The following is a 24560-nucleotide window of genomic DNA, read 5'->3' as shown; positions in this document are numbered from 1 at the left end:
CTGGACGGCCCGGCGGTGGCAAGAGGCGGATTTTAATCACTGAGGGTCTTGGCCCGGCTTTGTGGCCGCTCAAGCTCAGGGGCTTTGGGCAAGGTTTTCACCACCACCCGGGCGCCGGCGCCCACGGTGACGACGGTCGGCCGGCCCTTGTGCAGCAAGGCGGCGGCCGCAAGACCTGACACCGGGTGCTCGCTGGCCAGCGCGTCGACGCAGCCGGCCCGCGAGACCACGCTGGTCGGCGTGTCGGCCGGCCAGCCGGCCTCGACCAGTTTGCGCGACAGCGCGGCGAGCTGGCGCCCGGCCATATAGAAGACCTCGGTGTCGGCCGAGCGGAGCGCGCGCAGATCGCCCTCCTGCGTCATCGCGGTCGTCAGGCTGACGCTGCGGCCCTGGCCGCGCCGGGTCAGCGGGCGCTGGGTATGGGCGGCGGCGGCGAGGGCGGCGGTGACACCGGGCACGACTTCGCTCGCAATGCCCGCCTCGGCCAGGGCCTGCAGCTCTTCCTCCAGCCGACCGAAGATGCTGGCGTCGCCGCCCTTCAAACGCACGACCACCGCATGGCTGCGCGCCTGCTTGACCAGCAGCGCGTTGATCGCCGTCTGCGCCGTGCTGTTGGTAAAGCCGCGCTTGCCGACGTCCAACCACCGGGCCTGGGGCGCCAGTGCGCGCAGCGCCGGGTCGGTCAAGGCGTCGAACAGCACGACATCGGCCTGTGCGAGCGCGCGCGCGCCGCGCAAGGTGATCAGGTCGGCAGCCCCTGGTCCGGCGCTGACGAAGATGACGCGGCCGTGGCTCATGATCAACGCACCAGCAGCGCGCCGCTGGTGCGGTTGCTCGTCGGGTCGACCACGATCAGCGCGCCGCCGACGCGGTTGCTGGCATAGGGCTCGACCGGCAGGGCCTGCTGCACCTCGATGCGCACATGGCCGATCTCGTTGACCGCCAGCTCATGGGCTTCGGTCTCGGCCAGGCTGTTGACGTCGAGCTTGTGCTCGATCGCGCTGATGCGGGCCTGGACCCAGCGGTTGCCGTGGCGCACCCAGTACTTGCGGCCGATCTGCGCCGGCTCGGTGTCCAGCCAAGCAAGAGTTGCCTCGAAGCTCTGCACGGGCTTGGCCGAGCCCGGCGTGACGATCCAGTCGCCGCGGCTGACGTCCAACTGACGGTCCAGCACGACGCCGGCCGACTCGCCGGCCACGCTGTGGGCCACGGTCTCGCCGGCGCGGCGCACCTCCGCCACGACCGCCGTCTCGCCGCTGGGCAGGATCTGCACGGTGTCGCCAGCTTTGACCTGGCCGTGGGCGATGCGGCCCCACAGGGTGCGCGGCTGGTGCCCGGTGCCCTCGCCCTCCTTGGCTACGTACTGGACGGGGATCAGGAGCTGGCCCTCGACCTTCTCTTGCGCGGCCGGCAGGCCCTCGAGCACCTGCAAGAGCGAGGGGCCGTCATACCAGGCGGCGTCCAGCGGCTGGGTCACGTTGTCGCCGCGCAGCGCCGAGACCGGCACGATGGCGGTGACTTCGATGCCGGCCTGGGCGGCAAAAGCCCGCAAGGCCTTGCTGACGGCGGCGAACGCGGCGCCCGGATCTTCGGCCGCATCGATCTTGTTGATCGCGAACACGATGCTTGGCACGCGCAGCAGATGGGCCAAGAGGCTGTGGCGGCGGGTCTGGGGTAGCAGCTGCACCTGGTCCTGACTCACATCGAGCTTGGTGATGTCGACCAGCACGACGGCGGCGTCCGAGCCGGCGGCGGCCGTGACCATATTGCGGGTGTACTGCTCATGACCGGGCGCGTCGGCAATGATGAACTTGCGCGTCTTGGTCGCGAAATAGCGGTAGGCCACATCGATCGTGATGCCTTGCTCGCGCTCGGCTTCCAGGCCGTCGGTCAACAAGCTCAAATCGATCGGTTGGCCGGCGGCGCGTTTTTCCAAGGTGTCGAGCTGGTCGGCCAGGATGGCGCGGCTGTCGAACAGCAGGCGGCCGATCAAGGTGCTCTTGCCATCATCAACGCTGCCGGCGGTCAGGAAGCGCAACGCGCGGTGATGGGTATCGACCTCAGCGTCGTGGACGAGGGTGTTCAGTAATGCGCTCATGATCAGAAATACCCTTCCTTCTTGCGGCGCTCCATCGAGGCCTCGGATGTGCGGTCGTCCATGCGGGTCGCACCGCGCTCGCTGACCGTGACGGTCAGCGTTTCGGCGACGATGTCGGTAGCGCTGGCGGCGTCGCTCTCGACCGGGCAGGTGCAGGTCATGTCGCCGACGGTGCGAAAGCGCACGGTGGCGGTCTCGACCCGCTCGCCAGCCTCGGGTGGCGTGACCTCGGTCAGCGGCACCAGCAGGCCCTTGCGGCGGATCACCTGGCGCGGGTGCGCGTAGTAGAGGCTGGGCAGCGGGATGTTCTCGCGCGCCAGGTAGAGCCACACATCCAGCTCGGTCCAGTTGCTGATCGGGAAGGCGCGGAAATGCTCGCCCGGACGGATGCGGGTGTTGAACAGACTCCACAGCTCGGGGCGCTGTTCCTTGGGCTGCCATTGGCCGAAGGAATCGCGGTGGCTGAAGATGCGTTCCTTGGCGCGGGCCTTTTCCTCGTCGCGGCGGGCGCCACCGATCAGCACATCGAAGCGGTGCTCCTCGATCGCTTCCAGCAGGGTCACGGTCTGGTGGCCGTTGCGCGATTCCAGCGGATGAGCCAGGCGCACTGTGCCTTTTTTGATCGACTCGTCCATGTGCGCGACGATCAGGCGCTCGCCCATCTCGGCAGCGCGGCGGTCGCGGAACTCAATCACCTCGGGGAAGTTGTGGCCGGTGTCCACATGGACCAGCGGGAAAGGCAGCTTGCCCTTGAACTCGTTGCCTGCCACGCGTTGCTTGAAGGCCTTCTCGGCCAGGCGCAGCACGACGCAGGAGTCCTTGCCGCCCGAGAACAGCAGGGCGGGGCGCTCGAAGGCGGCCGCCACCTCGCGCAGGATGAAAATGGCTTCTTCTTCCAAATGGTCGAGGTGGCGCTGGTCCACCGTGGCGGCCAGCTGTTGCAGAGTGATCGGGGCATTCATGCCTGGGCTCCTGATTTCAGTTTGCTGTGGGCTTTGTGCAAGCCGCACTCTTTGGCGTTCTCATCCTCCCACCACCAGCGACCCGAGCGGAAGTCCTCTCCCACCGAGATCGCACGGGTGCAGGGCGCACAGCCGATGCTGGGCATGAACTGGTCATGCAGGGCGTTGAATGGCACGTTGTTCTGGGCGATGTAGTGCCACACGTCCGCCCAGCTCCATTCGGCCAGCAGGTTCAGCTTGGTCCGGCCCTGACCATCGGGTTCTGAGAACGGCACCTCGGCGCGGTTGCTGCTCTGCTCGCGGCGCAGGCCGGTGATCCAGGCTGTGCGGCCGGCCAGCATGCGGCCCAGCGGCTCCAGCTTGCGGATGCCGCAGCAGGCCTTTCGCAGGGCCAGGCTCTCGTACATCGCGCGCTCGCCATTGCTCTTGACGAAGTGGATCACCGCCTCCTGCACCGGGCTGAAGACCTCGACCTTCAGTGCGTAGCGATCCTCGATGGCCGGGATCAGCGCCAGGGTCTCGTCGTGCAGCTGGCCGGTGTTCAGCGTTGCGATGCAGATCGGCAGCGCATGGCGGGCGATCAGGTCGGTGATCACCATGTCCTCGGCGCCCAGGCTGGTCGACTGGATCAGGCCGTCGCCGTAGTCGGCATGGGCCTGCTTCAGCAATGCGACCGTCCTGACCAGGCGTTCCTCGAAGCCGGCCGTCTCGCGGGCATAGAGGGCAATGGCCGAGGCACTGGCCGCCGGGAACAGGGAAGAGACTTCGCCGCTCATGATCAGGTCCTGGCGAAGGCCGGCTTGGTGACGGCCTGGCCTTCTTGCAGGGCGCCTTGGTAGTGGGCCGGGAAGAAGCTCAGCGCGCGCTTGGCCGCCTCGACGCTCTCGCCGGCACGCAGCTGCACCGCATCAAAACCGGTGCGTGCCAGCAGCGGCAGCATATCGACCAGCACCTCGCCGCAGGCGCGCACTTCGCCGGCGTAGCGGTAGCGCGAGCGCAGCAGATGGGCCTGGCTGTAGGCGCGGCCGTCCACCCACTTCGGGAACTTCAAGACGATCATCGCCAGGCGCGGCAGATCGCCGGCCAGGTCCTCGATCGCATGGTCATTGGGCACTTCGACGGCGGTCGGCAGGCCGGCCGGCCAGTGATCGCGCACGGCATGCCATTGCTCCAGCGTCAGCAGCAGATGGGGCGCCGGATCGGGATCGGGCTTGGGGCCGTCCTCGCCGACAACGCGGTGCCAGGGCTCCTGGGGGTGGTGGTCAACAAACTTCATGGTCATCGTTCTCAGTGAGCGGCGGCGGTCAGCGTGCGCTGGGCGTTGGCAGGGGCCTTGAAGGGCTCGATGCCGACACGGCGCACCGTGTCGATGAAGCGCTCGCCGGCCTGGCGCTGCGCGCGATAGGTCTGCACGACGGACTCGATCACATCGGGCACCTCGTCGGCCGCGAAGGAAGGGCCGATCACCTTGCCCACCTGGGCGTTGCCGGAGATGGTCGAACCGTCGGAGCCGGCCAGGGTGATCTGATACCACTCGCTGCCGTCCTTGTCGACGCCGAGGATGCCGATATGGCCGCTGTGGTGGTGGCCGCAGCTGTTGATGCAACCGCTGATGTGCAGGTCGATGTCGCCGATGTCGTAGAGCTCGTCCAGATCCTGGAAGCGCTCGGTGATGGCCTCGGCCACCGGGATGGAGCGGGCATTGGCCAGCGCGCAGAAATCGCCGCCGGGGCAGGCGATCATGTCGGTCAGCAGGCCGATATTGGGCGTCGCGAAGCCATTGGCCTTGGCGGCCTCGAACAGCGCCGGCAGCTCGCTTTCGAGCACCCAGGGCAGCAGCAGGTTCTGGTCATGGGTCACGCGCAGCTCGCCGTGGCTGAACCGGTCGGCCAGGTCGGCCGCGGCCTCCATCTGCGCATCGGTCGCGTCGCCCGGCGGGATGCCCAGGCGCTTCAGCGACAGGGTCACGCCGCGATAGCCGGCGAGCTTGTGGGCGTGGACATTGCGCTCCAGCCAGCGCTGGTAGGCGCTCTTGGCCGGCACACCCTGGAAGATGTCGAGGGCGGGCGCGGCGGCGACGCCGGCCGGCACGACGAAGCTGGCTGCGACACGGTCCAGCTCGGACTGCGGAATGATGTGCTCGCGGCCGCCCTCGTCCAGCGCCAGGATCTCCTGGAACTCCTTGTTGACCGCATCAAAGAAGGTCTGACCCTCGGCCTTGACCAGGATCTTGATGCGGGCCTTGTACATATTGTCGCGGCGCCCGTAGCGGTTGTAGACCCGCACGATGGCCTCGATATAGACCAGGATCTGCTGCCAGGGCAGGAACTCGTTGATGACCTGGCCGATGATGGGCGTGCGGCCCATGCCACCGCCGACCAGCACCTGGAAGCCGACCTCGCCGGCCTCGTTCTTCTTCAGCTGCAGGCCGATGTCGTGCCAGGCGATCGCGGCGCGGTCTTCCAGAGCGCCCGAGATCGCGATCTTGAACTTGCGCGGCAGGAAGGCGAACTCGGGATGCAGGGTGCTCCACTGGCGCAGCACCTCGGCGTAAGGCCGCGGGTCGACGATCTCGTCGGCCGCGACGCCGGCCATGCCGTCGCTGGTGATATTGCGGATGCAGTTGCCGCTGGTCTGGATGCCGTGCATGTCGACATCGGCCAGCAGGTCCATCACATCGGCCGACTGGACCAGCGGGATCCAGTTGTACTGCAGGTTCTGGCGCGTCGTGAAATGGCCGTAGCCGCGGTCATGCGTGCGCGCGATATGGGCCAGCTGGCGCAGCTGCTTGGCGGACAGCACGCCGTAAGGCACGGCCACGCGCAGCATCGGCGCATGGCGCTGCACATACCAGCCGTTCTGCAGGCGCAGCGGGCGGAACTCGTCGTCGGACAGGCTGCCGGCGAGGTTGCGCTCCAGCTGGTCGCGGAACTGCGCGGCGCGGGCGCGGACGAACTGGCGGTCGAAGTCGGTGTAGGCGTACATAGCGAGATCAGTGAATGACTTTCCAGCCCGCCATCAGGAGCGAGCCGCACAAGAGCGTGCGCACGACACCGTCGGGCAGGCGGCGGGTCAGCTGGGCGCCCAGCCAGATGCCGGGCATCGAGCCTATCAACAGCGGCACCAGCAGCGCCCAGTTGACATGACCCAGGGTGGCGTGGCCGATGCCGGCCACGAGGGTGAGGGGGACGGCGTGCGCGATATCGCTGCCGACGATGTAGCGCGCCTCCAGGCGCGGGTAGATCAGCAGGATCAGGGTCGCGCCGATGGCGCCGGCGCCGATCGAGGACAGCGAGACCAGCACGCCCAGGATCACGCCCGAGATCACGGTCAGCGCCGGCTTGCGCGACGCGGGGATGACACGCTCCAGCCGCAGGCCCAGGGCCTGCCAGGACTTCTTGAAGGCCACGACCACGGCGGTCAGCAGCAGCGCGATGCCCAGCGAGAAGGTCAGCGCCTCGGCCCAGCCCTTGGTGACGCCGGTGCTGTGCATCAGCGCGACGGTGGCGATGGAGGCCGGGATCGAGCCGGCCAGCAGCAGCGCGGTGATGCCCCATTTGACATGGCCGTGGCGCGCATGGGCCACCGAACCGCTGACCTTGGTCAGCCCGGCAAACCACAGATCGGTGCCTATGGCCACGGCCGGGTTCAGCTTGAAGACCGAGAGCAGCAGCGGCGTCATCAGCGAGCCGCCGCCGACGCCGGTGATCCCGACGATGACGCCGACGCCAAAACCGCTCGCAATTGCTATCCAGTCGAACAAATCCGCTCCCAGGCAGTCTAGGTGGCGGACTGTATGGAAGCTTTATATATATAGGAACTACAAATTCGTAGATTGCTTATTCGTGAATAAGCATATGAGCGGATGTGGAAAGCCGGCTCAGAGCCTGCACCTGCTCGGCAATGCGCGGCGGCAGCGGCGCGCGGCCGTCCAGCATGGCCTGGACCCGTGCGGCATTGGCGGCCGCCTCGCAGTCGGGCGACAAGGGCCAGTCGATGTCCGCGGTGTCGGCCGGGTGCAGATCGAAGCGTCGGCCCTCGGCAAAGCCGTAGAGCTGGGCACGCCGGCGCAGATGGGCATAGGCCTCGCCCTCGCTGGCCCGCATCAGCAGGGCCCGGCCATCCCCAAGGCTCAGCGGCAGCAGGGCCTGGCCCATGCTGTCCAGATACTCGGGGTGGGTCACCGCGACGACCCGCACGCTGCGGCCCGGCGCGGCATCCAGCAGCTTGGCCACGCTGTGGCCGCTGTTACGCAGGCCCAGGCGCGGGCGCAGCGCCATTAGCGCGTCGAGCCCGGGGTTCAGCGTGGCCAGTGGCAGGCAGGCCAGACGGCGCTCGCTCAGCTGGGTATTGGCCTCGGCGAGGCTGCTAGCCCGTGGCAGGCCCAGCGCGTCCAGCAGCGCGAACGGACTCTCGCGGCTGTCGAAGTCATGGCGGCCGAAGATCAGCACCGGCACGCCCTCGCGCGCCAGCAGCAGGGCCACCAAGGGCATCAGATTGGCCTGCTTGCGCGCGCCGTTGAAGGTCGGCAGCAGCACGCAGCGCGGCCCGGCCGGCACCTCGACGCAGTCCGTGCGTGCCTGCATCGCCCGCACAAAGCCGGCAAGCTCGGCTTGGCTTTCGCCCTTGATGCGCATCGCGATCAGGATGGCGCCGAGCTCCATCTCGGGCACCTGGCCATCGAGGATGGCGCCGAACAGCGCCTCGGCCTGGGCCTCGTCGAGGTCGCGCGCGCCGCGCGCGCCGCGGCCGATTTCCTTGATGATGGGGGCAAGTGGCAGAGGCAATGACATGGCCACAGTTTAGAGGGCCGCCTCGCGGAGCCTCCTATGATCGCGACTTTGTCATTGAGTGAGTCCACGCCATGTCCGCCCTGATCTACCAAGCTTCCGCCCCAGTCTTCAAGCAAATGCTGGGCGGCCTGGCCGATGTCCTTGCCAAGGCCGAGGCCCATGCCGCAGCACGCACCATCGAGCCCGCAGCCCTGCTGCAGGCGCGCCTGTTCCCCGATATGTTCGCGCTGACCCGCCAGGTGCAGATTGCCTGTGATTTCGCGGCCGGTGTCTGCGCGCGCCTGGCCGGCGTCGAGGTGCCCAGCTACGAGGCCAGCGAGCAGAGCTTTGCCGAGCTGCAGGCCCGCATCGCCAAGACCCAGGACTTCATCGGCGGCGTGTCGCCGGGTCAGTTCGCCGAGGCGGCCGGCCGCGAGATCGTGCTGCGCCCGGGCACGCCCAAGGAGCGCCGCTTCACGGGCCAGCACTATCTGCTGCACTACGGCCTTCCGCAGTTCTTCTTCCACGTCACGACGGCCTACGACATCCTGCGCCACAACGGGGTCGAGGTCGGCAAGAAAGACTATATGGGCGCGTACTGAGCCGCGTCCTTACACTGAACCCATCCATCACAGAACGAGGAGCGCCCCATGGCCAAAGGTCAGCAGAAAAGCAATAAGGAAAGCAAGAAGCCGAAGAAGGACAGTTCGCCGCCCAAGCCAATCTCGCCCGGCGCGGTGATGCCCAGCGTCACCACCGTGGTGCCCGATCGCAGCAAGAAAAAGAAGTAGGCCGCAAGGCTTGTGGCGCGCAGGTTGCGGCCTGCAAGAGTTAGCAGCTTGACCGCTGCGGGTGGCTTCGGCCTGATCGGGCGCAGGAGGAGTTCATGAAGCTTTTGTCCCCGCAGCCGCGCTCGATCTATCTGACCCTGTCGATCATCATGATCGGCATGGTGCTGCTGCTCTACGCGGCCCTGGCCAGCTATCAGCTGCGTGCCAGCGAACAGCGCATGCTGGCCTTTGCGGCCGACACCTCGGCGCGGGTCGGCCGCGAGACGCTGGCTGTCATCGAAGGCGAGCTGCGGCCCGCCCGCACGACGGCGGCCCTGCTGGCCCGCAGCGGCCTGCTGACGGCGCCCGACCACGCGGGCCGCCTGGCCCAGCTGCCGCTGCTGGCGGCGGCGCTGCAGCAGAACCCTTCGCTGTCCGCCGTCTATGGTGGCACCCCCAATGGCTCTTTCGTGCTGCTGCGCCGCATCGCCGGCGCGGAGCTGCGTGCGCTGCTGCGTGCGCCGGCGCAGGCCGCCTTCGTGCTGCAGTCGGTCAACCGCGACGGCGCTGCCGTCCAGGGCGCCTATCTCTTCTACGACACCGGACTGGCCATGCTGGAGCGGCGCGAGCAGGCCGACTATGACTTCGACCCGCGCCGCCGGCCCTGGTTTGCGCAGGCGCAGAACCCGGACCGCGCCGTGCTGCAGACGCTGCCCTATCTGTTCTTCACGACCCGCGAGGTCGGCCTGACGCTGGCCAGCGCCGGCGTTAGCGGTGACTCAGGTGCCGGCATGCGGCCGGTGGCCGGTGTCGATGTCAGCCTGGCTTCGCTGTCGGCGATGCTGGCGCGTCAGCAGATCACGCCGTCGGCCGAGCTGATGGTGCTCGACGCCCAGGGTGCGGTGCTGGCCTACCCGCGGCCGGAGCGGCTCAGTGTGCGTCCCCAGGACGGTTCGCCCAAGCTGCTGCAGGTCGAGCAGCTGGGTGTGCCGGTGCTGACGGCCTTGTGGCAGCGCCTGCATGCCGGTGGCGCGCCGGCGGGCGGCCTGCTGGAGTTGGACGGGCGCGAATGGGTGACCCGCGTCGAGGCGCTGGACCACGGTGCCGGCGCGCCGCTGAGCCTGTTGATCGCCGCGCCGCGCGATGAGCTGCAGGCCGACGCGATCCAGGCCCGGCGCCTGTCGGTGCTGATCACCGCCGGCATCGTGCTGCTGATGCTGCCCCTGGTGCACTGGTCCGCCAATCTGGTGGCCAAGCCGCTGGAGCAACTGGCCCGCGAGGCCGAGGCGATCCGGCGCTTCGATTTCAGCGGCCCCGATCCGGCGCGCAGCCGCATCCGCGAGGTCGACCGGCTGGCCATCGCGATGACGGGCATGAAGCAGGCGCTGCGGCGCTTCCTGGAGATCTCCAGCGCGCTGTCGGCCGAGCGCAATTTCGATCGCCTGCTCGAGCGCATCCTGACCGAGACCATTTCGGTGGCCGAAGCCACCGGCGGCGCGGTGCACCTGCTGAGTGCCGACGGTCTGCGCCTGGAGCCGGCCGCCGCGCGGGTGTTCGATGCGCCCGGTGACAGCGCGGCGCTGCTGCCGTGGTCGCTCGACGATGGCGCCAGCCCCTCGGCCGCCGTGCAGGCGGTGCGGCAGGGCCGCACGGTGTTTGTCGACATCAGCTGGGACAACCCGGCCCATGCGCAGGTCTATGCGGGCCTGTTCCAGCGCCTGAACAGCTCGCGCTTTCGGCTGATGGCCCTGCCGCTGAAGAACCGGCAGGGCGAGACCGTCGGCGCGCTGTCGCTGAGCTTTGTGCCGGGCGAGGACCGCGACACGCTGTCGCCGTCGCGGGTGGCCTTCATCGAGGCGCTGTCGGGCACGGCCGCTGCGGCGTTGGACAACCAGCAGCTGCTGCGTGCCCGCAAGGAGCTGCTGGAGAGCTTCATCCAGCTGGTGGCGGGCGCCATCGATGCCAAGAGCCCCTACACCGGCGCGCATTGCCAGCGCGTGCCCGAGCTGACCAAGATGCTGGCGCGGGCCGCCTGCGAGGCCAGCGACGGCCCTTTCGCCGACTTCAGGCTCGACGAGGAACAGTGGGAGGCCCTGCATATCGCCGCCTGGCTGCATGACTGCGGCAAGGTCACGACGCCGGAGTTCGTCGTCGACAAGGCCACCAAGCTGGAGACCCTGCACGACCGCATCCACGAGATCCGCACCCGCTTCGAGGTGCTCAAGCGCGATGCCCAGATCGCGCTGTGCGAGCGCGCGCTGACGCCCGAGCAACTGGCCCGCGTGCGGCAAGACCTGGCCCCGATACACACCCTGCTCGATGCCGAGTTCGCCTTTGTCGCGGCCTGCAACGAGGGCGGCGAGTACCTGTCGCCCGATAAGCAGGCCCGGCTGCGCGAGATCGGCGCACGCAGCTGGTGGCGCACGCTGGACGACCGGCTGGGTGTCTCCACCGGCGAGCGGCTGCGCCAGTCCGCCACGCCGGCCGCCGCGCTGCCGGTGCAGGAGCGGCTGCTGGCCGACAAGCCCGAGCATGTGCTGCCCCGGCCGGCCGCCGAGCAAATGCCCGAGGCGAACCGCTGGGGCTTCAAGCTCAGGCAGCCCGAGCATCTGTACAACCGCGGCGAGCTCCACAACCTCAGCATCTCGCGCGGCACGCTGACCGAGGAGGAGCGCTACAAGATCAACGACCACATCGTGCAGAGCATCCGCATGCTGGAGGCCTTGCCCTTCCCGCGCCATCTGCGGCGCGTGCCCGAGATCGCCGGCGGCCATCACGAGAAGATGGACGGCAGCGGCTACCCGCGCGGGCTGCGGCGCGAGCAGATGAGCACCGAGGCCCGCATGATGGCGATCGCCGATGTGTTCGAGGCGCTGACCGCCGACGACCGGCCCTACAAAAAGGGCAAGAGCCTGTCGCAGGCCCTGGACATCATGGCCAGGATGCGGCGCGAACAGCATATCGATGCCGAGCTGTTCGAGCTGTTCCTGCGTTCGGGCGTCTATCTGGACTATGCCCGGCGCTTCATGCACCCGGAGCAGATCGACGCGGTGGACCTGGAGGCCGCGCTGGCCTGAGCGCGTCCGCTCAGCGCTCCTGACGACTCACCGTGACGCGCAGCGGCGCGGCCTTCAGCAAGACCTGGCCCTCGGCGTCCAGAAAGCGCGCCTCGATCTCGTAGTCGCCCTTGGGCAGGTCCAGCGTTGCTTCGGTGCGGCCGTCGCCCAGCGCCAGGCGCTGCACCGCGCTGCCGCCGCGCAGCACGGTCAGCGCGAAATGGCCGGTGTTGGCGATCTTTTGCCCGGCCGGTGCGACGCCGGGCCCGATGACGCCCAGGCTCAGCATGAAGGGGCTGGTGACCGGCTCCTGGTCGCGCAGGTTCTTGATGTAGACCGCCGGCGTGCTCGGACGCGGCGCGCTGATCTGGTCTTGGTACCAGGCGGCACAGGTCTCCTCGAAACGGTTCGGGTCGATGCTCAGCGGCGCGGCCGTGCGGGCACCGCTGACCTCCACCGTGATCTCGCGGCTGTAGACGAAGTAGGGCCGGTGCTCATGGTCGGCAAACAGCAGGCGCAGCCGGTGCTTGCCGGCAGGCAGGCTGACTTCGGCGCCGGTCTGGCCCTTGCCGAAGTGCTTGTGCGTGTCGGAGAAGGGGATGGCGGCCTGATGGTCGCGCGGCAGCGGCGTGTTGATCAGTAGATGATGGTGGCCGGCGCGTTCGTTCTTGTTGCCGGCCGGGATCACGCCCATGCCGCGGATGCCGAAATCAACCCAGAAGGGCGAACGCAGCACATAGCCGTCGCGCAGATTGCTGAAACGCACCGCCATCGGCTCGCGCAGATCGACGGCGGTGCGCTCGGCCGTGTGAGACAGCCAGCAGCGCTTGGCCAGCGCGTCGGCCGGCAAGGCCTGACCCCAGGCGGCATGGGCCAGCGTCCAGCCCAGGGCGGTGAGGGCCAGACGATGAAGGGCGGGGCGTTGCGACATGCCGGCAAGACGTGGTTGCGATGGCCGTCATTGTGGCCGAGCCTTGGGCCTGGCCGTCCTACACTCTGTCCCATGTGCTCGTCTCCTGATCTCTACGCCGCCTCGGTGCCGGTGCTGGCCCGCTATCTGCGCCGCGCGCAGGCCTGGCTGGACAAGGCGGCTGCGCAGCTCGATGCCGCTGGCGGCAGCGAGGCCGCGCTGCTGCAGACCCGGCTGGCACCCGGCATGTTCACGCTGGCCCAGCAGATCCACACGGCGGCCGGTTTCGCCCAGCGTGCCTGCGCGCCGCTGGCCGAGGTCGAGATGCCGGCGCTGGGGCAGGGCGATGCGGCAAGCCTGGCCGAGCTGCAGGCACGTCTGGCGCGCGCGCTGGCTTTTGTCGAGAGTCTGGATGCGGCGGCGATGCGCGCCGCGGCCGGTCGGCGCCTGCGGACCCAGGCCGGCGAGGCCTGGCTGGAGCTGGAGTCGGCGGAGTTCCTGCAGCTCTATGCGCTGCCGAACTTCTTCTTCCATCTGGGCATGGCCTATGCGCTGCTGCGCCAGGCCGGCGTGCCGCTGGGCAAACCGGACTTCGACGGCTGGCACCGCTATCCGGACGGTTTCAGCTTCTAGTCAGTGTTTGAGCACCAGCGTGACCAGCAGGCAGCAGTCCTGCTCGGCCACCAGCGCGTGGGGCTCGCCGGCACTCAGCACGATCAGCTGGCCGGCCGTCAGCGGCGTCGTGATGCCCGGCGTGCGCAGCTGCACCCGCCCGGCCAGGCACTGGATGCTGATCTCGCCGGCCACCTTGTGCTCGGGCAGCTGCTGGCCGGCGTGCAGCACCACATGCATCAGCTGCAGCTGCGCGGTCTTGATCAGGCTGGTGCTGGGGCTGTCGGTGCGCTCATCGGCCAGCGGCTTGAGGTCGATCAGTTGACCGTGCTTGGCGTGGGTCAGGGCCATGACCGTCTCCGGTGGACAGGGTGTGGCCATTGTGATCCCTAGAATCGCGCCATGTCTTCCTTTCATCGCCGCAGCCTGCTGCTGTCCGCCCTGGCCCTGGCCGGCTGCTCGAGCTTCCAGGCATCCCCGCCCCCAGCCCCCGCACCGATCGACTCGACCCCGCCCGGCCCCAAGCCGCCCCCCAAGCCTCCTCGCATCGGTCTGGCCCTGGGCGGCGGTGCGGCGCGCGGCTTTGCCCATATCGGGGTGATCCAGGTGCTGGAGGAGGCCGGCATCAAGGTGGATCTGGTGGCCGGCACCTCGGCCGGCTCGCTGGTGGCCGCGCTCTACGCCTCGGGCATGAACGGCAAGCAGATGGCTGCTCTGGCCGAGGCCATGGACGAGGGCGCGATCACCGACTGGGCCTTTCCCGGCCGTGGCCTGATACGTGGCGAGGCGCTGGCGCGCTTCATGCGCGAGAAGACCGGCAACCGGACGATCGAGCAGATGGCGATGCCCTTGGGCATCGTCGCCACCGATCTGGCCGACGGCTCGGGCGTGCTGTTTCGCAGCGGCGATACCGGCACGGCGGTGCGCGCTTCCAGCGCGGTGCCGGCGCTGTTTCAGCCGGTCAAGATCGCCGGGCGCGAGTATGTGGACGGGGGGCTGGTGGCGCCGGTGCCGGTGCGCTATGCGCGCCAGATGGGGGCGGACCTGGTGATCGCGGTGGACATCAGCTCGCCGCCCGAGGACAAGCCGCTGGGCGATGCGATGCGCATGCTGCTGCAGACCTTTGCCATCATGAGCCGCAGCATCAACAGCTACGAGCTGCGCGAGGCCGACCTGGTGCTGCAGCCCCGGCTCTTGGGCATAGGCAGTGCCGACTTCACTGCGCGCCGGCGCGCCATCCAGGTCGGGCGCGAGGCGGCGCAGGCCCTGCTGCCGCAGCTGCGCCAGCGCATCGAGTCCAAGACCCGCTGACAGAACCGACTCAGCGCAAGCCCAGCTCGCGCCTGAATTCGGCCTGCATGCGCTGGTAGCTGCCGTTGCGGCGCAGCGCCTGCAGGCCCTGGCCGAACTGTCGCGCCAGCTGCTCGCCCTGTGGATGGGCTTTTGAGAAGGCGATCCAGAAGCCATCCAGCGAGACGCGGCCGACGCGCCTGACTTTGCCGTCGAACTCCGGGCTGGCGCGGATGCGCAGCAGGCCGGGCATGGTGTTGAGCAGGATGTAGTCGACCCGTTTGCTGAGCAGCATGCGCAGCAGCAGCTGGTCCGAGGTGGCGGTCTGGCGCTTGATCAAGGGGTCGCGCATGAACTCGGTCGGGTAGGTGTAGCCATGGGTGTAGCCGACGCTGGCACCGCGCAGATCGGCCAGACCCAGCTCGGTGTCCGGCGCATCGGCGCGGGCGAAGATGGCCAGCTCCTCCTCGAACATCGCCGGTTCGTGCCAGTGGTAGAGCGAGCGGTTCTCGGTGGTGATGGTGGCGTTGAAGCAGCCGGCCGCCCGGCCGTCGCTGGCGTAGCGCATGCAACGCGCGAAGGGCACGGCCTGCAGGCGCACCGCGATACCCTGGGTCGCGAACGCGGCCTGCACCAGCCGGACCGCGAAGCCCTGCGGTTCGCCGTCCGGCCCCTGGGAGGCATAGGGCGGCCAGTCGTCCTCGACGGCGATCAGCGGGTCGGCGCCCAGCGCGGCGCCGCACAGCAGCGACAACAACAGCGCCGAGAGACGCGGGCCAAGCCGGCGAGCGGCGAGCAAAGACGGGCACATGGTGGACCTGGGAACGGTTGTTTCTTGTTCTCCCCTGTCGACGCCTTCGATGATGCGTCAGCTCGCGCCGGCCTTGGCCGCTCTCTTGTCCCCGGAATGGGTGGCGCCGCACGCGGGTCTGCCTGGCCGGCTATGCTCGCGCCACCATGCAAATTCCGCTGTTTCCCCTGCAGTCCCTGCTGTTCCCGGACGGACGGCTGGGCCTGCGCATCTTCGAGCCGCGTTATCTGGACATGGTCAAGCGCTGCCATGAGCGAGGCGAGCCCTTCGGCGTCGTGGCGCTGATCGACGGGGCCGAGGTGCGCCAGCGCGCCAGCGGGTCGGACGACGGCGGTTTCGTGCGCGAACGCTTCCAGGAGATTGGCACGCTGGCCCATATCGGCCTGTTCGAGCGTCCGCAGCCCGGGCTGATGCAGATCCTGTGCCGCGGCGGCCAGCGCTTCAGGCTGCACAGCAGCGAGTGCCTGCCGCATGGCTTGTGGATGGGTGAGGCCGAGCTGATCGATGAGGACGGCGCGGTGCCGGTGCCGGCCGATCTGAGGCCGGCGGCGCGCCTGCTGCAGGGCCTGCTGCACCGGCTGGAGCTGGGCGCGGCGGCGGCCGAGCTGCCGATCCAGCCGCCCTATCTATGGAACGACTGCGGCTGGCTGGCCAATCGCTGGTGCGAGCTGCTGCCGCTGCCGGCCGACGAGAAGCAGCGCCTGATGCAGCTGGAGAACCCGCTGCTGCGCCTGGAACTGGTGGCCGACCAGCTGGAGGGGCTGGGCATCACGCCGGACTGAGGGGAAGCCCCTCCGGACGTAAAAAAACCCGGTGCGGACACCGGGTTTGAAGGGCACTTGGCAAGCCGCGCTTGCGATGGGTGCCGAGGAGACAACTGAAGAAATCAGGAGGCGCGCTTGGCGCTGCGGGCCGCCGTTTGCGTGGCCTTGACTGCCGAGTTGGTGACGGTCTGGAAGTTGGCTTCGGCGACGTCAGCGGCTTGCTTGGCGGCCTTCTGGACCGACTCGAAAGCGTTGCTGGCGGCGGCCACGGCCGACTTCACCAGAGCGACGGCGCTCTCGGTGCCGGCGGGGGCGTTCTTGGCGGCGCTGTCGACGACGGCGGCGAACTTCTTCTGCACATCGGCCAGCTGGGCTTCGGCCACCTTGGCGACTTCGGCATTGGTGGCGGCAGCGATGTCATACAGATGACGGCTGTAGGAAGCGGCCTTCTCGGCGCTGGGCTGCAGCAGCGTGGATTGCAGGGCCAGCAGCTCCTGAGCGTCCTTGACCGACAGCGCGGCGGTGGTGGTCTCGGCGGCTTCGCCCAGCGCGGTCTTGGCGACTTGCAAATTCAGTTCCACCAACTTCTCAACGCCTTCGAAGGCCTTGTTGGTGAGACCGAACAGGGTCTCGACATTGGCTTTGTGGGCGGCGAAAACTTGTTCTGCGGTCAGCATGGATTGGCTCCTAAAGACGGGTTGATGTCAGGTGGATACGAACTTGCATCCGGTGTTGCCGTGTACTTTTGCTGCACCGCAACATGAAACGAAGTATAGGGCGGCGGCGGATGATTGCAAGCGTTATTTGCTGCAGTGCAGCAAAGTAGAGGGCTATTCCTAAATCCGCTGTCCGGCACAGCATCGGGCCGGCGCATGACCGCAGCATGACGCCCGGGCGACGCGGTGAGGCCAAAACCGCTATCGTCGCTGCCGATGCAAGCCTTTCATTCCGACGCCCACAGCCTGGCCCTGCCGCCGGGCCACCGCTTCCCGCAGTCCAAGTACCGGATGCTGCGCGAGCGGCTGGAGCGCGACCCGGGCCCGCTGCGGCTGATCCCCGCCGAGGCCGCCACCGAGGGCGAGCTGGCCCTGGTCCACACGCCCGACTACCGGGACGCGGTACTGCTGGGCCGGCTCTCGGCCGCCCAGCAGCGCGAGATCGGCTTTCCCTGGTCGCCCACGATGGCCGAGCGCTCGCGCCGCTCGGTGGGCGCCACCATCATGGCCGCGCGCGCCGCACTGGCCGAGGGCGTGGCGGCCAATCTGGCCGGCGGCACCCACCATGCCTATGCCGACAAGGGCAGCGGCTACTGCGTGTTCAATGATGTGGCCATCGCCGCGCGGCTGATGCAGGCCGAGTGGCATGTCAGCCATCGCCAGCTGCTGCGCGTGCTGGTGATCGATCTGGATGTGCACCAGGGCAATGGCACGGCGGCGATCTTCCGCGACGACGAGTCGGTGTTCACCTTCTCGATGCACGGGGCCAAGAACTTCCCGTTCCGCAAGGAGGCCAGCGATCTGGATGTCGAGCTGCCCGATGGTTGCAGCGACGAGCCCTATCTGGCCGCGCTGGACCAGGCCCTGGACCAGGTCTGGCGCCGCTGCACGCCACAGCTGGCCTTCTATCTTGCCGGCGCCGACCCTCACGAGGGCGACCGCCTGGGCCGGCTCAAGCTGAGCGAGGCGGGGTTGCGCGAGCGCGACCGTCGCGTGCTGCAGCAGCTGCGCGAGCGCGGCATTCCGGTGGCGCTGAGCATGGCCGGTGGCTACGGCCATGACCTGAACACCACGGTGGCCGTGCAGGTGAATACCCTGAGCGAGGCGGCGCACAGCTGGGCGCAGTGGCGCTCCGGCAGATGAAAGAATGCGGGCCATGAGCGAGAACCGACTTAAGGCCGAGGGCCGCCAGGCCTATGCCCAGTTCGTCCGTCTGGGCACCCGCTGGATGGACAACGACATCTACGGCCATCTCAACAACGTCGTCTACTACAGCCTGTTCGACACTGCGGTGAACCAGTACCTGATCGAGCAGGGCGCGCTGGACATCCACGGCGGTGCGGTGATCGGCCTGGTGGTCGAGACCCACTGCAATTTCTTCGACTCGCTGGCCTTTCCGCAGGCGGTCGACGCCGGCCTGCGCGTGAGCCAGCGCGGCCGCTCCAGCGTGCGCTACGAGATCGGCCTGTTCGCCGAGGGCGCCGAGCTCTGCGCGGCACGCGGCCATTTTGTCCATGTCTATGTGGACCGCGAGACACGTCGCCCGGTAGCCGAGCTGCCGGCCCCCTACCTTCAAGCCCTGCAAGGACTGCGTCCATGAGCCTGTTTGACAAACCCTCGCCCGAGGCCGCCGCTGCGGTCGATGCGGCCATCGAGAGCCGCCATTCGATGCGCGCCTTCCTGCCGACCCCGGTGCCGCGCGAGGTCATCGAGGACATCCTGCGGGTGGCCTCGCGGGCACCGTCGGGCACCAACACCCAGCCCTGGCAGGTCCATGTGCTGACCGGCGCGGCGCGGCAGCGCCTGTCCGAACGCATCCTGGCCGTCTATGACGACCCGGAAGAGCTGGCCACCCACAGCGAGGAGTACGCCTACTACCCGCGCGAATGGGCCTCGCCCTATATCGACCGGCGCCGCAAGGTCGGCTGGGATCTGTACGGCCTCTTGAACATCGCCAAGGGCGACAAGGTCCGCATGCATGAGCAGCATGGCCGCAACTACAGCTTCTTCGACGCGCCGGTGGCCCTGATGTTCACGATAGACCGGGTGATGCAGCAGGGCAGCTGGCTGGACTACGGCATGTTTCTGCAGAACATCATGATCGCCGCGCGCGGGCGCGGCCTGCACACCTGCCCGCAGGCGGCTTTCACGCAGTTCCACCGCGTCATCGCCGAAGAGCTGCAGCTCAAGCCGACCCAGATGCTGGTCTGCGGCATGTCGCTGGGCCATGCCGACCCGGCCGCCACCGAGAACAGCCTGATCACCGAGCGCGAGCCGGTGGCCGGCTTCACCCGCTTCATTGAAGACTGAGACGCATGAGACTGCTTGCTGCACTGGGCCTGGCCCTGCTGACCCCGCTGGCCCAGGCGGCCGATCTTGACGGCCGTGCCTTCGGCGCGCTGTGGGGCATCCCCTTCGCCGGCATGCTGCTGTCGATCGCCATCATGCCGCTGGCCCTGCCCAAGATCTGGCACCACCACTACGGCAAGATCGCTGCCGCCTGGGCGCTGGCCTTTCTGGTGCCCTTTGCCTTGAGCCAGGGCCTGGGCGCCACGGCCGGCGTGCTGGCGCACACCCTGGTGGCCGAGTACCTGCCCTTCATCATCCTGCTGTGTGCGCTGTTCACCACCGCCGGCGGCATCTTTGTGCGCGGCAATCTGCACGGCAGCCCGGGCCTGAATGTGGGGCTGATGCTGATCGGTGCGGCGTTGGCCAGCGTGATGGGCACGACCGGCGCCTCGATGCTGATGGTGCGGCCGCTGATACGGGCCAATGACAACCGCCGCCATGTCGCCCATGTGCTGGTGTTCTTCATCTTCATCGTCAGCAATGCCGGCGGCTCGCTGACGCCGCTGGGCGATCCGCCGCTGTTCCTGGGCTTTCTGAAGGGGGTGGACTTCTTCTGGACCGCCCGCCACATCTTCCCCGAGACCCTGTCGCTGATCGCCGCGCTGCTGCTGATCTTCTATCTGATCGACAGCTACTGGTACCGCCGTGAAGGCGTGACCAAGCAAGACCCGACCCCGGACACTCCCGGCTTCGGCATCGAGGGTGGCATCAACTTCCTGCCGCTGGCGCTCGTCGTTGCGCTGGTGCTGATGAGCGGCCTGTGGAAGCCCGGCATCGCCTTCGACATCCTCGGCACCGAACTGGAGCTGCAGGCCCTGCTGCGCGATGTGGGCCTGCTGGCCGTGACGGCCTGGTCGCTGGCGATCACGCCCCGGGCCTTGCGCGAGAAGAACCAGTTCTCCTGGGCCCCGATGCAGGAGGTGGCCAAGCTCTTCATCGGCATCTTCCTGACGATGATTCCGGTGCTGGCGATGCTGAAGGCCGGCGAGCAGGGCGCGTTCGCGGCCGTGGCGCGGGCGGTGACCGGCCCCGACGGCCAGCCGCTGCCCTGGGCCTATTTCTGGTTCAGCGGGGTGCTGTCGTCCTTCCTCGACAATGCGCCCACCTATCTGGTGTTCTTCAACCTGGCCGGCGGCGACCCGCAGGTCCTGATGACGACGCTGGCACCGACCCTGGCCGCGATCTCGGCCGGCTCGGTCTTCATGGGTGCCAACAGCTATATCGGCAACGCCCCCAACTTCATGGTCAAGGCCATTGCCGAGGATCGCGGCATCAAGATGCCCAGCTTCTTCGGCTATATGGCCTGGTCCGGCGCGGTGCTGATCCCGCTGTTCGTGCTGATGACCTTCATCTGGTTCCGTTGACGCGGGCCTATCCACAGGAGACAAGACGATGAATGACAAGCCCAAGGTGCTGGTGGCGCGCAAGACCTTCGATGACGTCGTCGAGCGGCTGCGTGCGCATTTCGAGGTCGAGAGCAACGAGGCCGACGAGGTCTGGTCGCAGGACCAGCTGATCGAGCGCCTGCAGGGCATGAGCGGCGTCTACATCACCGGCTCCGAGAAGATCGACGCGCGGCTGCTGGATGCCTGCCCGGGCCTGCGCGCGGTCTGCACGATGGCGGTGGGCTACAACAATATCGATGTGCCGGCCTGCAGCGCACGCGGCGTGCTGGTCAGCAATGCGCCCGATGTGCTTACCGAGACCACGGCCGACTTCGGCTTCGCGCTGATGATGGCCACGGCCCGCCGCATCACCGAGAGCGAGCATTTCCTGCGCCGCGGCGAGTGGCGCAAATGGAGCTATGACATGTTCGCCGGCAGCGATGTGCATGGCGCCACGCTGGCCATCCTGGGCATGGGCCGCATCGGCCAGGCGATCGCACGGCGCGGCCATCTGGGCTTCGGCATGCCGGTGATCTATCACAACCGCTCGCAGCTGGCCCCCGAGATCGCCGCGCCGCTGGGCGCGCAATGGGTCGAGAAGGACGAGCTGCTGCGGCGCGCCGATCATCTGCTCATCGTCGTGCCCTACAGCCCGGCAGCCCACCATATGGTCGGCGAGCGCGAGCTGGCGCTGATGAAGCCGAGCGCGACCTTGACCAATATCGCCCGCGGCGGTGTGGTCGACGATGCCGCGCTGGCGCGCGCGCTGGCGGCCGGCACCATCGCCGCAGCGGGCCTGGATGTGTTCGAGGGCGAGCCCCAGGTGCATGCCGGCCTGCTGGCCGCGCGCCATGTGGTGCTGACCCCGCATATCGCCAGCGCCTCGATCCCGACCCGGCGCGCGATGAGCCATCTGGCCGTCGACAATCTGATCGCGGCGCTCAGCGGCGGCACGCCGCCGACCGCGCTGAATCCCGAAGTGCTGAACAGGTCGCCCGCTTGAGCCTCCCAAAAACCGCCCGCTTTGTCACCCAGGCCTTCGCGCCGACCGAGGAGCAGCTGCGCATCCAGACCTCGGCCCAGCCGACCCTGCTGATCGAGGCGGCCGCCGGTGCGGCCAAGACCAGCACGCTGGCGCTGCGTATCGCCGAGTCGCTGGCGCTGGGCACCGACCCGCGCTCCATGCTGGCGCTGACCTTCACGCCCACGGCGGTGCTGGCGCTGCGCCAGACCCTGCGCCTGATCGGTGTGGCGCCCGAGCCGCTGGCCGCCCTGCGCATCGAGAGCTGCGATGCCTATGCCACGGCCGTGCTGAAGCGGCTGGAGGGCCGCGATGCGCGCCGGCCGGTGCAGTCGCTGAGCCGGCCCGAGCAGCTCAAGCCCCATGTCTGGCAGGCCGTCGCCGACGCCGCCGACAACCCCGCCGAGCGCTACCCCGAGGAGCTCAACCCCCCCACCTATGGCAGCGATGCCTATGTCGGCCAGTTCCTGCGCCGCATCGAGGGCATCAAGGGCCGGCTCTTGCTCGAGCTGCACCCGGCCGACAGCGGCGACAGCCCCGACTACGCCGCCGACGAACTGGGCCTGGACTATGGCCTGCTGCGCATGCTGCGCAGCTACGAGGCGCTGCGCTGGCCGGCCGGCGAGGACCATCCCTTGTTCCGCGGCCCGCTGGACGCCAGCTACGACCTGGCCCGGCTGCTGCTCGATCCCGACACGGCGGCGCTGCCGCTGGGCGATTTCGACGAGCTCTTCGTCGACGAGATGCATGACTGCAACGAGGCCATGTTCACGATCCTGAAGGCCTTGCTCAGGCGCGAGCCGGCGCCGCTGTTCTGCGCCGTCGGCGACCGCCACCAGGTCATCCACCAGCACAGCGGTGCCGATGCCCGCTTCATGGGCCAGGCGCTGGACCAGGAGACCGGCCGCAGCGTGCAGCGCCTGCCGCTGAGCCAGAGCTTCCGTTACGGCGCCAGCGTGGCCGGCTGGATGAGCCGGCACACCGGCAAGCCGGTGCGCGCGGCCGCCGAGCGCAGCACCGAGCTGCAGACCCTGAGCTATGGCGGCCCCGGCGAGTCCGACCAGCCCAGTTGCGAGGAGGTGCTGGTGGCCGCGCTGCAGCGCTGGCGCCGCGAGCAGCGCCGCGAGGCGGTGTACGCCAGCTGCGCGGTGCTGCTGCGCCACGAGTCGCAATCGGTGCTGATCGAGAACGCGCTGCATGCCCACGGCATCACCCACCGCTTCATGGGCTTCGGCAGCTATCTGCAGCGCCCCGAGGTGCTGTTCGTGCGCAGCGTCTACGCGATCGCCAGCGGCCGGCTCGATACGCTGGGCGGCGCCGCGACGCGCGCGCTGATTCCGGCCGCGCTGTTCGAGATGACACAGGCCCGTATCGTCGACGAGGACGACCCCGACCACGAATCGGCCGATGCCTTTGTGCGCGAGGCCGCCGGCCACGCGGCCGAGAGCGAGCAGGTGATAGCGAGCCTGTTCAGCGACCATGTGATGGCGCGCTCGCCGGCGCCGGTGCGTCGCCGCCTGGAGCTGGCCCTGGCCAGCGTGCGCCAGGGCGAGGGCTTCGAGGCTTTTCTGGCCGCGCTGGACATGCCGGCCTTTGCCCGCGCGGTGTTCGTCGAGCAGCAGCGCCGCGACGAGGTGCAGCGCCATATGCAGGGCTTGCTGGCGGCGGCGCGGCAGCAGGACTCGGTGCTCGAGTTCTTCCGCCGGCTGCAGGCGCTGGACGAGGCCAATGCCCAGCGTCTGGCCGATCATGCGGCCGGCAAGGTGCGCTCCAACAAGCTGGCGCTGCCGGCAATCACCTTGGCCAGCGCCGCCCATGTCAAGGGCCTGGAGTTCGAGCATGTGCTGCTGCCCTATCTGGAGCAGGGCGTGTTTCCGCAGGCCCGCGCCGAGCTGGCCGACGAGCGCAATCTCTTCTATGTGGCGGTGACCCGGGCCCGCCAGCGCCTGAGCCTGATGGTGCCGGCCGCCCGGCCCAGCGCTTTCCTCGCGGCGCTGCCCTGAGACCACAGCCCCCGAGCGCGGGGTGCCGCCGAGGGTCGGGTCTTGATATATTGGCGTCAATGACACCGTTGTCAGCAACAGAACACATACCGAATTGATCGGGAGGGCCGCGCGAGGGGCCAGGTCTTGACAGGGCCTGGTCGTGGTGTCCCCGATGCACCCTATGACCGCTGCGAGCTCCTGGATCCTGTTGTTGGCAGGGCGCCTGCGCGCCTGGGTGATGGCTGAGCCGGCGCCCGGCCGTGCCGGCCCGGCCGATGTGCAGCTCAGCGCGCTGCGCGTGATGCTGCTGGCCTGCGCGGTGCTGGGCGCCGGGGTCGGGCTGCACAGCGCGGTGCTGGCGCTGCGTCTGGGCAAGCCCTGGGCGGTGGTGATCGTGCTGCTGGTGCTGGGTCTGCTGGGCGCATCGATCGGCCGCGCGCGCCAGCGCAGCCGGGGCGGGGTGCTGCTGCTGCTGGCGGCCATCTATATGGCCGGGCTGGGCATCACCGTCTCCACCGGCAGCCAGCCCGAGCTCTCGCGCCTGGGCTATGTGGTCAGTTATATGACGCCGATGGTGGCGGGCCTGCTGCTGAGCTGGCGGCTCGGGCTGGCGCTGATGCTGTTCAACAGCCTGTTCTTCCTGTTGGCGGTCAGCGGCTTCCAGGCGCCGCAGCTGCCGCAGCAGCAGGTGCGGCTGCCGGGCTCGCTGTTCTATGTGCATGCGGCGCTGTTCATGTTCTTCAATCTGTGCCTGCCGCTGGCGGTGTTCCGCCTGGTGGACGGCATGCGGCGCACCGAGGCCCAGCTGCGCGGCTCGGTGCGCCGCGAGGCCTGGGCCACCTGGCATGACCCGCTGACCGGCCTGCCCAACCGCGCCTATTGCATCCGCAGGCTTCAGGCCAGCTGCGCGGCCGGCGCGCCGCCGCTGGCGCTGCTGACGCTGCGCCTGTGCAATCTGCGCCAGCTCAATGCGCGCTACGGCGTCGCCGCGGGCGACGAGCTGCTGCGGCATTTCGTGCGCCAGCTGCGGGCCGTGCTGCCGGCCGGGGCCCGGGCGGC

25 protein-coding genes are annotated in these 24560 nt (G+C 68.7%); 13 read left to right on the top strand and 12 right to left on the bottom strand.

Annotation, left to right across the window (positions count from 1 at the left end; translation table 11 throughout):
* Window positions 1-32: 32 nt before the first annotated feature.
* The 8 genes from cobA to ybiB form a co-directional block, all read right to left on the bottom strand.
* Window positions 33-797: a uroporphyrinogen-III C-methyltransferase gene (cobA, locus tag PO768_RS07770; protein ID WP_272645593.1), complete on the bottom strand. Its 765-nt coding sequence runs from the start codon at window positions 795-797 to the stop codon at window positions 33-35.
* Window positions 798-799: 2 nt separating this feature from the next.
* Complete coding sequence (locus PO768_RS07765) at window positions 800-2098, bottom strand: sulfate adenylyltransferase subunit 1 (RefSeq protein WP_272645592.1); 1299 nt, start codon at window positions 2096-2098, stop codon at window positions 800-802.
* A gap of 2 nt (window positions 2099-2100) precedes the next feature.
* On the bottom strand, window positions 2101-3060 hold the full coding sequence (gene cysD / locus PO768_RS07760; protein WP_272645591.1) for a sulfate adenylyltransferase subunit CysD: 960 nt from the start codon (window positions 3058-3060) through the stop codon (window positions 2101-2103).
* Window positions 3057-3836 carry a phosphoadenylyl-sulfate reductase gene (locus PO768_RS07755; RefSeq protein ID WP_272645590.1) on the bottom strand — a complete coding sequence of 260 codons (780 nt, stop codon included), beginning with the start codon at window positions 3834-3836 and terminating at the stop codon, window positions 3057-3059. The genes cysD and PO768_RS07755 overlap by 4 nt, the downstream gene beginning before the upstream one ends.
* A gap of 2 nt (window positions 3837-3838) precedes the next feature.
* Window positions 3839-4336, bottom strand: coding sequence for a DUF934 domain-containing protein (locus tag PO768_RS07750; RefSeq protein WP_137940933.1), 498 nt, complete (start codon window positions 4334-4336; stop codon window positions 3839-3841).
* Window positions 4337-4347: 11 nt separating this feature from the next.
* The gene (locus PO768_RS07745; RefSeq protein WP_272645589.1) at window positions 4348-6045 is read right to left on the bottom strand and encodes a nitrite/sulfite reductase; all 1698 of its coding nucleotides are present in this window, start codon (window positions 6043-6045) and stop codon (window positions 4348-4350) included.
* A gap of 7 nt (window positions 6046-6052) precedes the next feature.
* Entirely contained in the window at window positions 6053-6823 is a 771-nt protein-coding gene (locus tag PO768_RS07740) for a sulfite exporter TauE/SafE family protein (protein WP_137940931.1), read from the bottom strand.
* Between the two features lie 76 nt (window positions 6824-6899).
* On the bottom strand, window positions 6900-7853 hold the full coding sequence (ybiB, locus tag PO768_RS07735; protein ID WP_272645588.1) for a DNA-binding protein YbiB: 954 nt from the start codon (window positions 7851-7853) through the stop codon (window positions 6900-6902).
* Between the two features lie 71 nt (window positions 7854-7924).
* Here ybiB and PO768_RS07730 point away from each other — a divergent pair, with 71 nt between their 5' ends.
* The 3 genes from PO768_RS07730 (at window position 7925) to PO768_RS07720 (ending at window position 11679) form a co-directional block, all read left to right on the top strand.
* A complete protein-coding gene (locus PO768_RS07730; RefSeq protein ID WP_272645587.1) occupies window positions 7925-8434 on the top strand; it encodes a DUF1993 domain-containing protein in 510 nt (169 codons plus the stop codon).
* 48 nt (window positions 8435-8482) lie between these two features.
* Entirely contained in the window at window positions 8483-8623 is a 141-nt protein-coding gene (locus tag PO768_RS07725; protein ID WP_272645586.1) for a hypothetical protein, read from the top strand.
* 95 nt (window positions 8624-8718) lie between these two features.
* Entirely contained in the window at window positions 8719-11679 is a 2961-nt protein-coding gene (locus tag PO768_RS07720) for an HD domain-containing phosphohydrolase (protein ID WP_272645585.1), read from the top strand.
* 10 nt (window positions 11680-11689) lie between these two features.
* Here PO768_RS07720 and PO768_RS07715 read toward each other — a convergent pair whose 3' ends face one another.
* The gene (locus PO768_RS07715; RefSeq protein ID WP_272645584.1) at window positions 11690-12589 is read right to left on the bottom strand and encodes a DUF4399 domain-containing protein; all 900 of its coding nucleotides are present in this window, start codon (window positions 12587-12589) and stop codon (window positions 11690-11692) included.
* Window positions 12590-12661: 72 nt separating this feature from the next.
* Here PO768_RS07715 and PO768_RS07710 point away from each other — a divergent pair, with 72 nt between their 5' ends.
* Window positions 12662-13201, top strand: a complete 540-nt coding sequence (locus tag PO768_RS07710; RefSeq protein WP_272645583.1) for a DUF1993 domain-containing protein — start codon at window positions 12662-12664, stop codon at window positions 13199-13201.
* Here the strand turns inward: PO768_RS07710 and PO768_RS07705 are convergent, their stop codons facing one another.
* Window positions 13202-13531 carry a cupin domain-containing protein gene (locus PO768_RS07705; protein ID WP_137940925.1) on the bottom strand — a complete coding sequence of 110 codons (330 nt, stop codon included), beginning with the start codon at window positions 13529-13531 and terminating at the stop codon, window positions 13202-13204. It abuts the gene before it with no gap.
* A gap of 51 nt (window positions 13532-13582) precedes the next feature.
* On the opposite strand from PO768_RS07705, the gene PO768_RS07700 reads away from it, so the two are divergent.
* Entirely contained in the window at window positions 13583-14491 is a 909-nt protein-coding gene (locus tag PO768_RS07700; protein WP_269838806.1) for a patatin-like phospholipase family protein, read from the top strand.
* A 10-nt stretch (window positions 14492-14501) separates the two neighbouring features.
* On the opposite strand, the gene PO768_RS07695 is transcribed toward PO768_RS07700, so the two are convergent.
* Window positions 14502-15281 carry a substrate-binding periplasmic protein gene (locus PO768_RS07695; RefSeq protein WP_272645582.1) on the bottom strand — a complete coding sequence of 260 codons (780 nt, stop codon included), beginning with the start codon at window positions 15279-15281 and terminating at the stop codon, window positions 14502-14504.
* 146 nt (window positions 15282-15427) lie between these two features.
* On the opposite strand from PO768_RS07695, the gene PO768_RS07690 reads away from it, so the two are divergent.
* Complete coding sequence (locus PO768_RS07690) at window positions 15428-16063, top strand: LON peptidase substrate-binding domain-containing protein (RefSeq protein ID WP_137944514.1); 636 nt, start codon at window positions 15428-15430, stop codon at window positions 16061-16063.
* Between the two features lie 104 nt (window positions 16064-16167).
* Here the strand turns inward: PO768_RS07690 and PO768_RS07685 are convergent, their stop codons facing one another.
* Complete coding sequence (locus PO768_RS07685) at window positions 16168-16722, bottom strand: phasin family protein (protein ID WP_137944515.1); 555 nt, start codon at window positions 16720-16722, stop codon at window positions 16168-16170.
* A 255-nt stretch (window positions 16723-16977) separates the two neighbouring features.
* Between PO768_RS07685 and PO768_RS07680 the strand changes: the two genes are divergently transcribed.
* The 7 genes from PO768_RS07680 to PO768_RS07650 form a co-directional block, all read left to right on the top strand.
* The gene (locus PO768_RS07680; protein WP_272645581.1) at window positions 16978-17904 is read left to right on the top strand and encodes a histone deacetylase family protein; all 927 of its coding nucleotides are present in this window, start codon (window positions 16978-16980) and stop codon (window positions 17902-17904) included.
* 4 nt (window positions 17905-17908) lie between these two features.
* The gene (locus PO768_RS07675) at window positions 17909-18361 is read left to right on the top strand and encodes an acyl-CoA thioesterase (protein WP_272645580.1); all 453 of its coding nucleotides are present in this window, start codon (window positions 17909-17911) and stop codon (window positions 18359-18361) included.
* Window positions 18358-19071: a nitroreductase gene (locus PO768_RS07670; RefSeq protein WP_137944518.1), complete on the top strand. Its 714-nt coding sequence runs from the start codon at window positions 18358-18360 to the stop codon at window positions 19069-19071. The genes PO768_RS07675 and PO768_RS07670 overlap by 4 nt, the downstream gene beginning before the upstream one ends.
* A 5-nt stretch (window positions 19072-19076) precedes the next feature.
* Window positions 19077-20474, top strand: coding sequence for a sodium:proton antiporter (locus PO768_RS07665; RefSeq protein WP_269838809.1), 1398 nt, complete (start codon window positions 19077-19079; stop codon window positions 20472-20474).
* Window positions 20475-20502: 28 nt separating this feature from the next.
* Window positions 20503-21498 carry a 2-hydroxyacid dehydrogenase gene (locus PO768_RS07660; protein ID WP_272645579.1) on the top strand — a complete coding sequence of 332 codons (996 nt, stop codon included), beginning with the start codon at window positions 20503-20505 and terminating at the stop codon, window positions 21496-21498.
* The gene (locus PO768_RS07655) at window positions 21495-23519 is read left to right on the top strand and encodes a 3'-5' exonuclease (RefSeq protein ID WP_272645578.1); all 2025 of its coding nucleotides are present in this window, start codon (window positions 21495-21497) and stop codon (window positions 23517-23519) included. Before PO768_RS07660 ends, PO768_RS07655 begins: the two co-directional genes overlap by 4 nt.
* Before the next feature lie 163 nt (window positions 23520-23682).
* Window positions 23683-24560 (top strand): GGDEF domain-containing protein (locus tag PO768_RS07650; protein ID WP_272645577.1); only part of this gene is annotated, 878 nt, incomplete at its 3' end.

It is taken from the genome of Paucibacter sp. XJ19-41 (assembly GCF_028462495.1).
Lineage (GTDB): Bacteria > Pseudomonadota > Gammaproteobacteria > Burkholderiales > Burkholderiaceae_C > Roseateles_E.
This window is presented reverse-complemented; position numbering and strand designations above follow the sequence as displayed.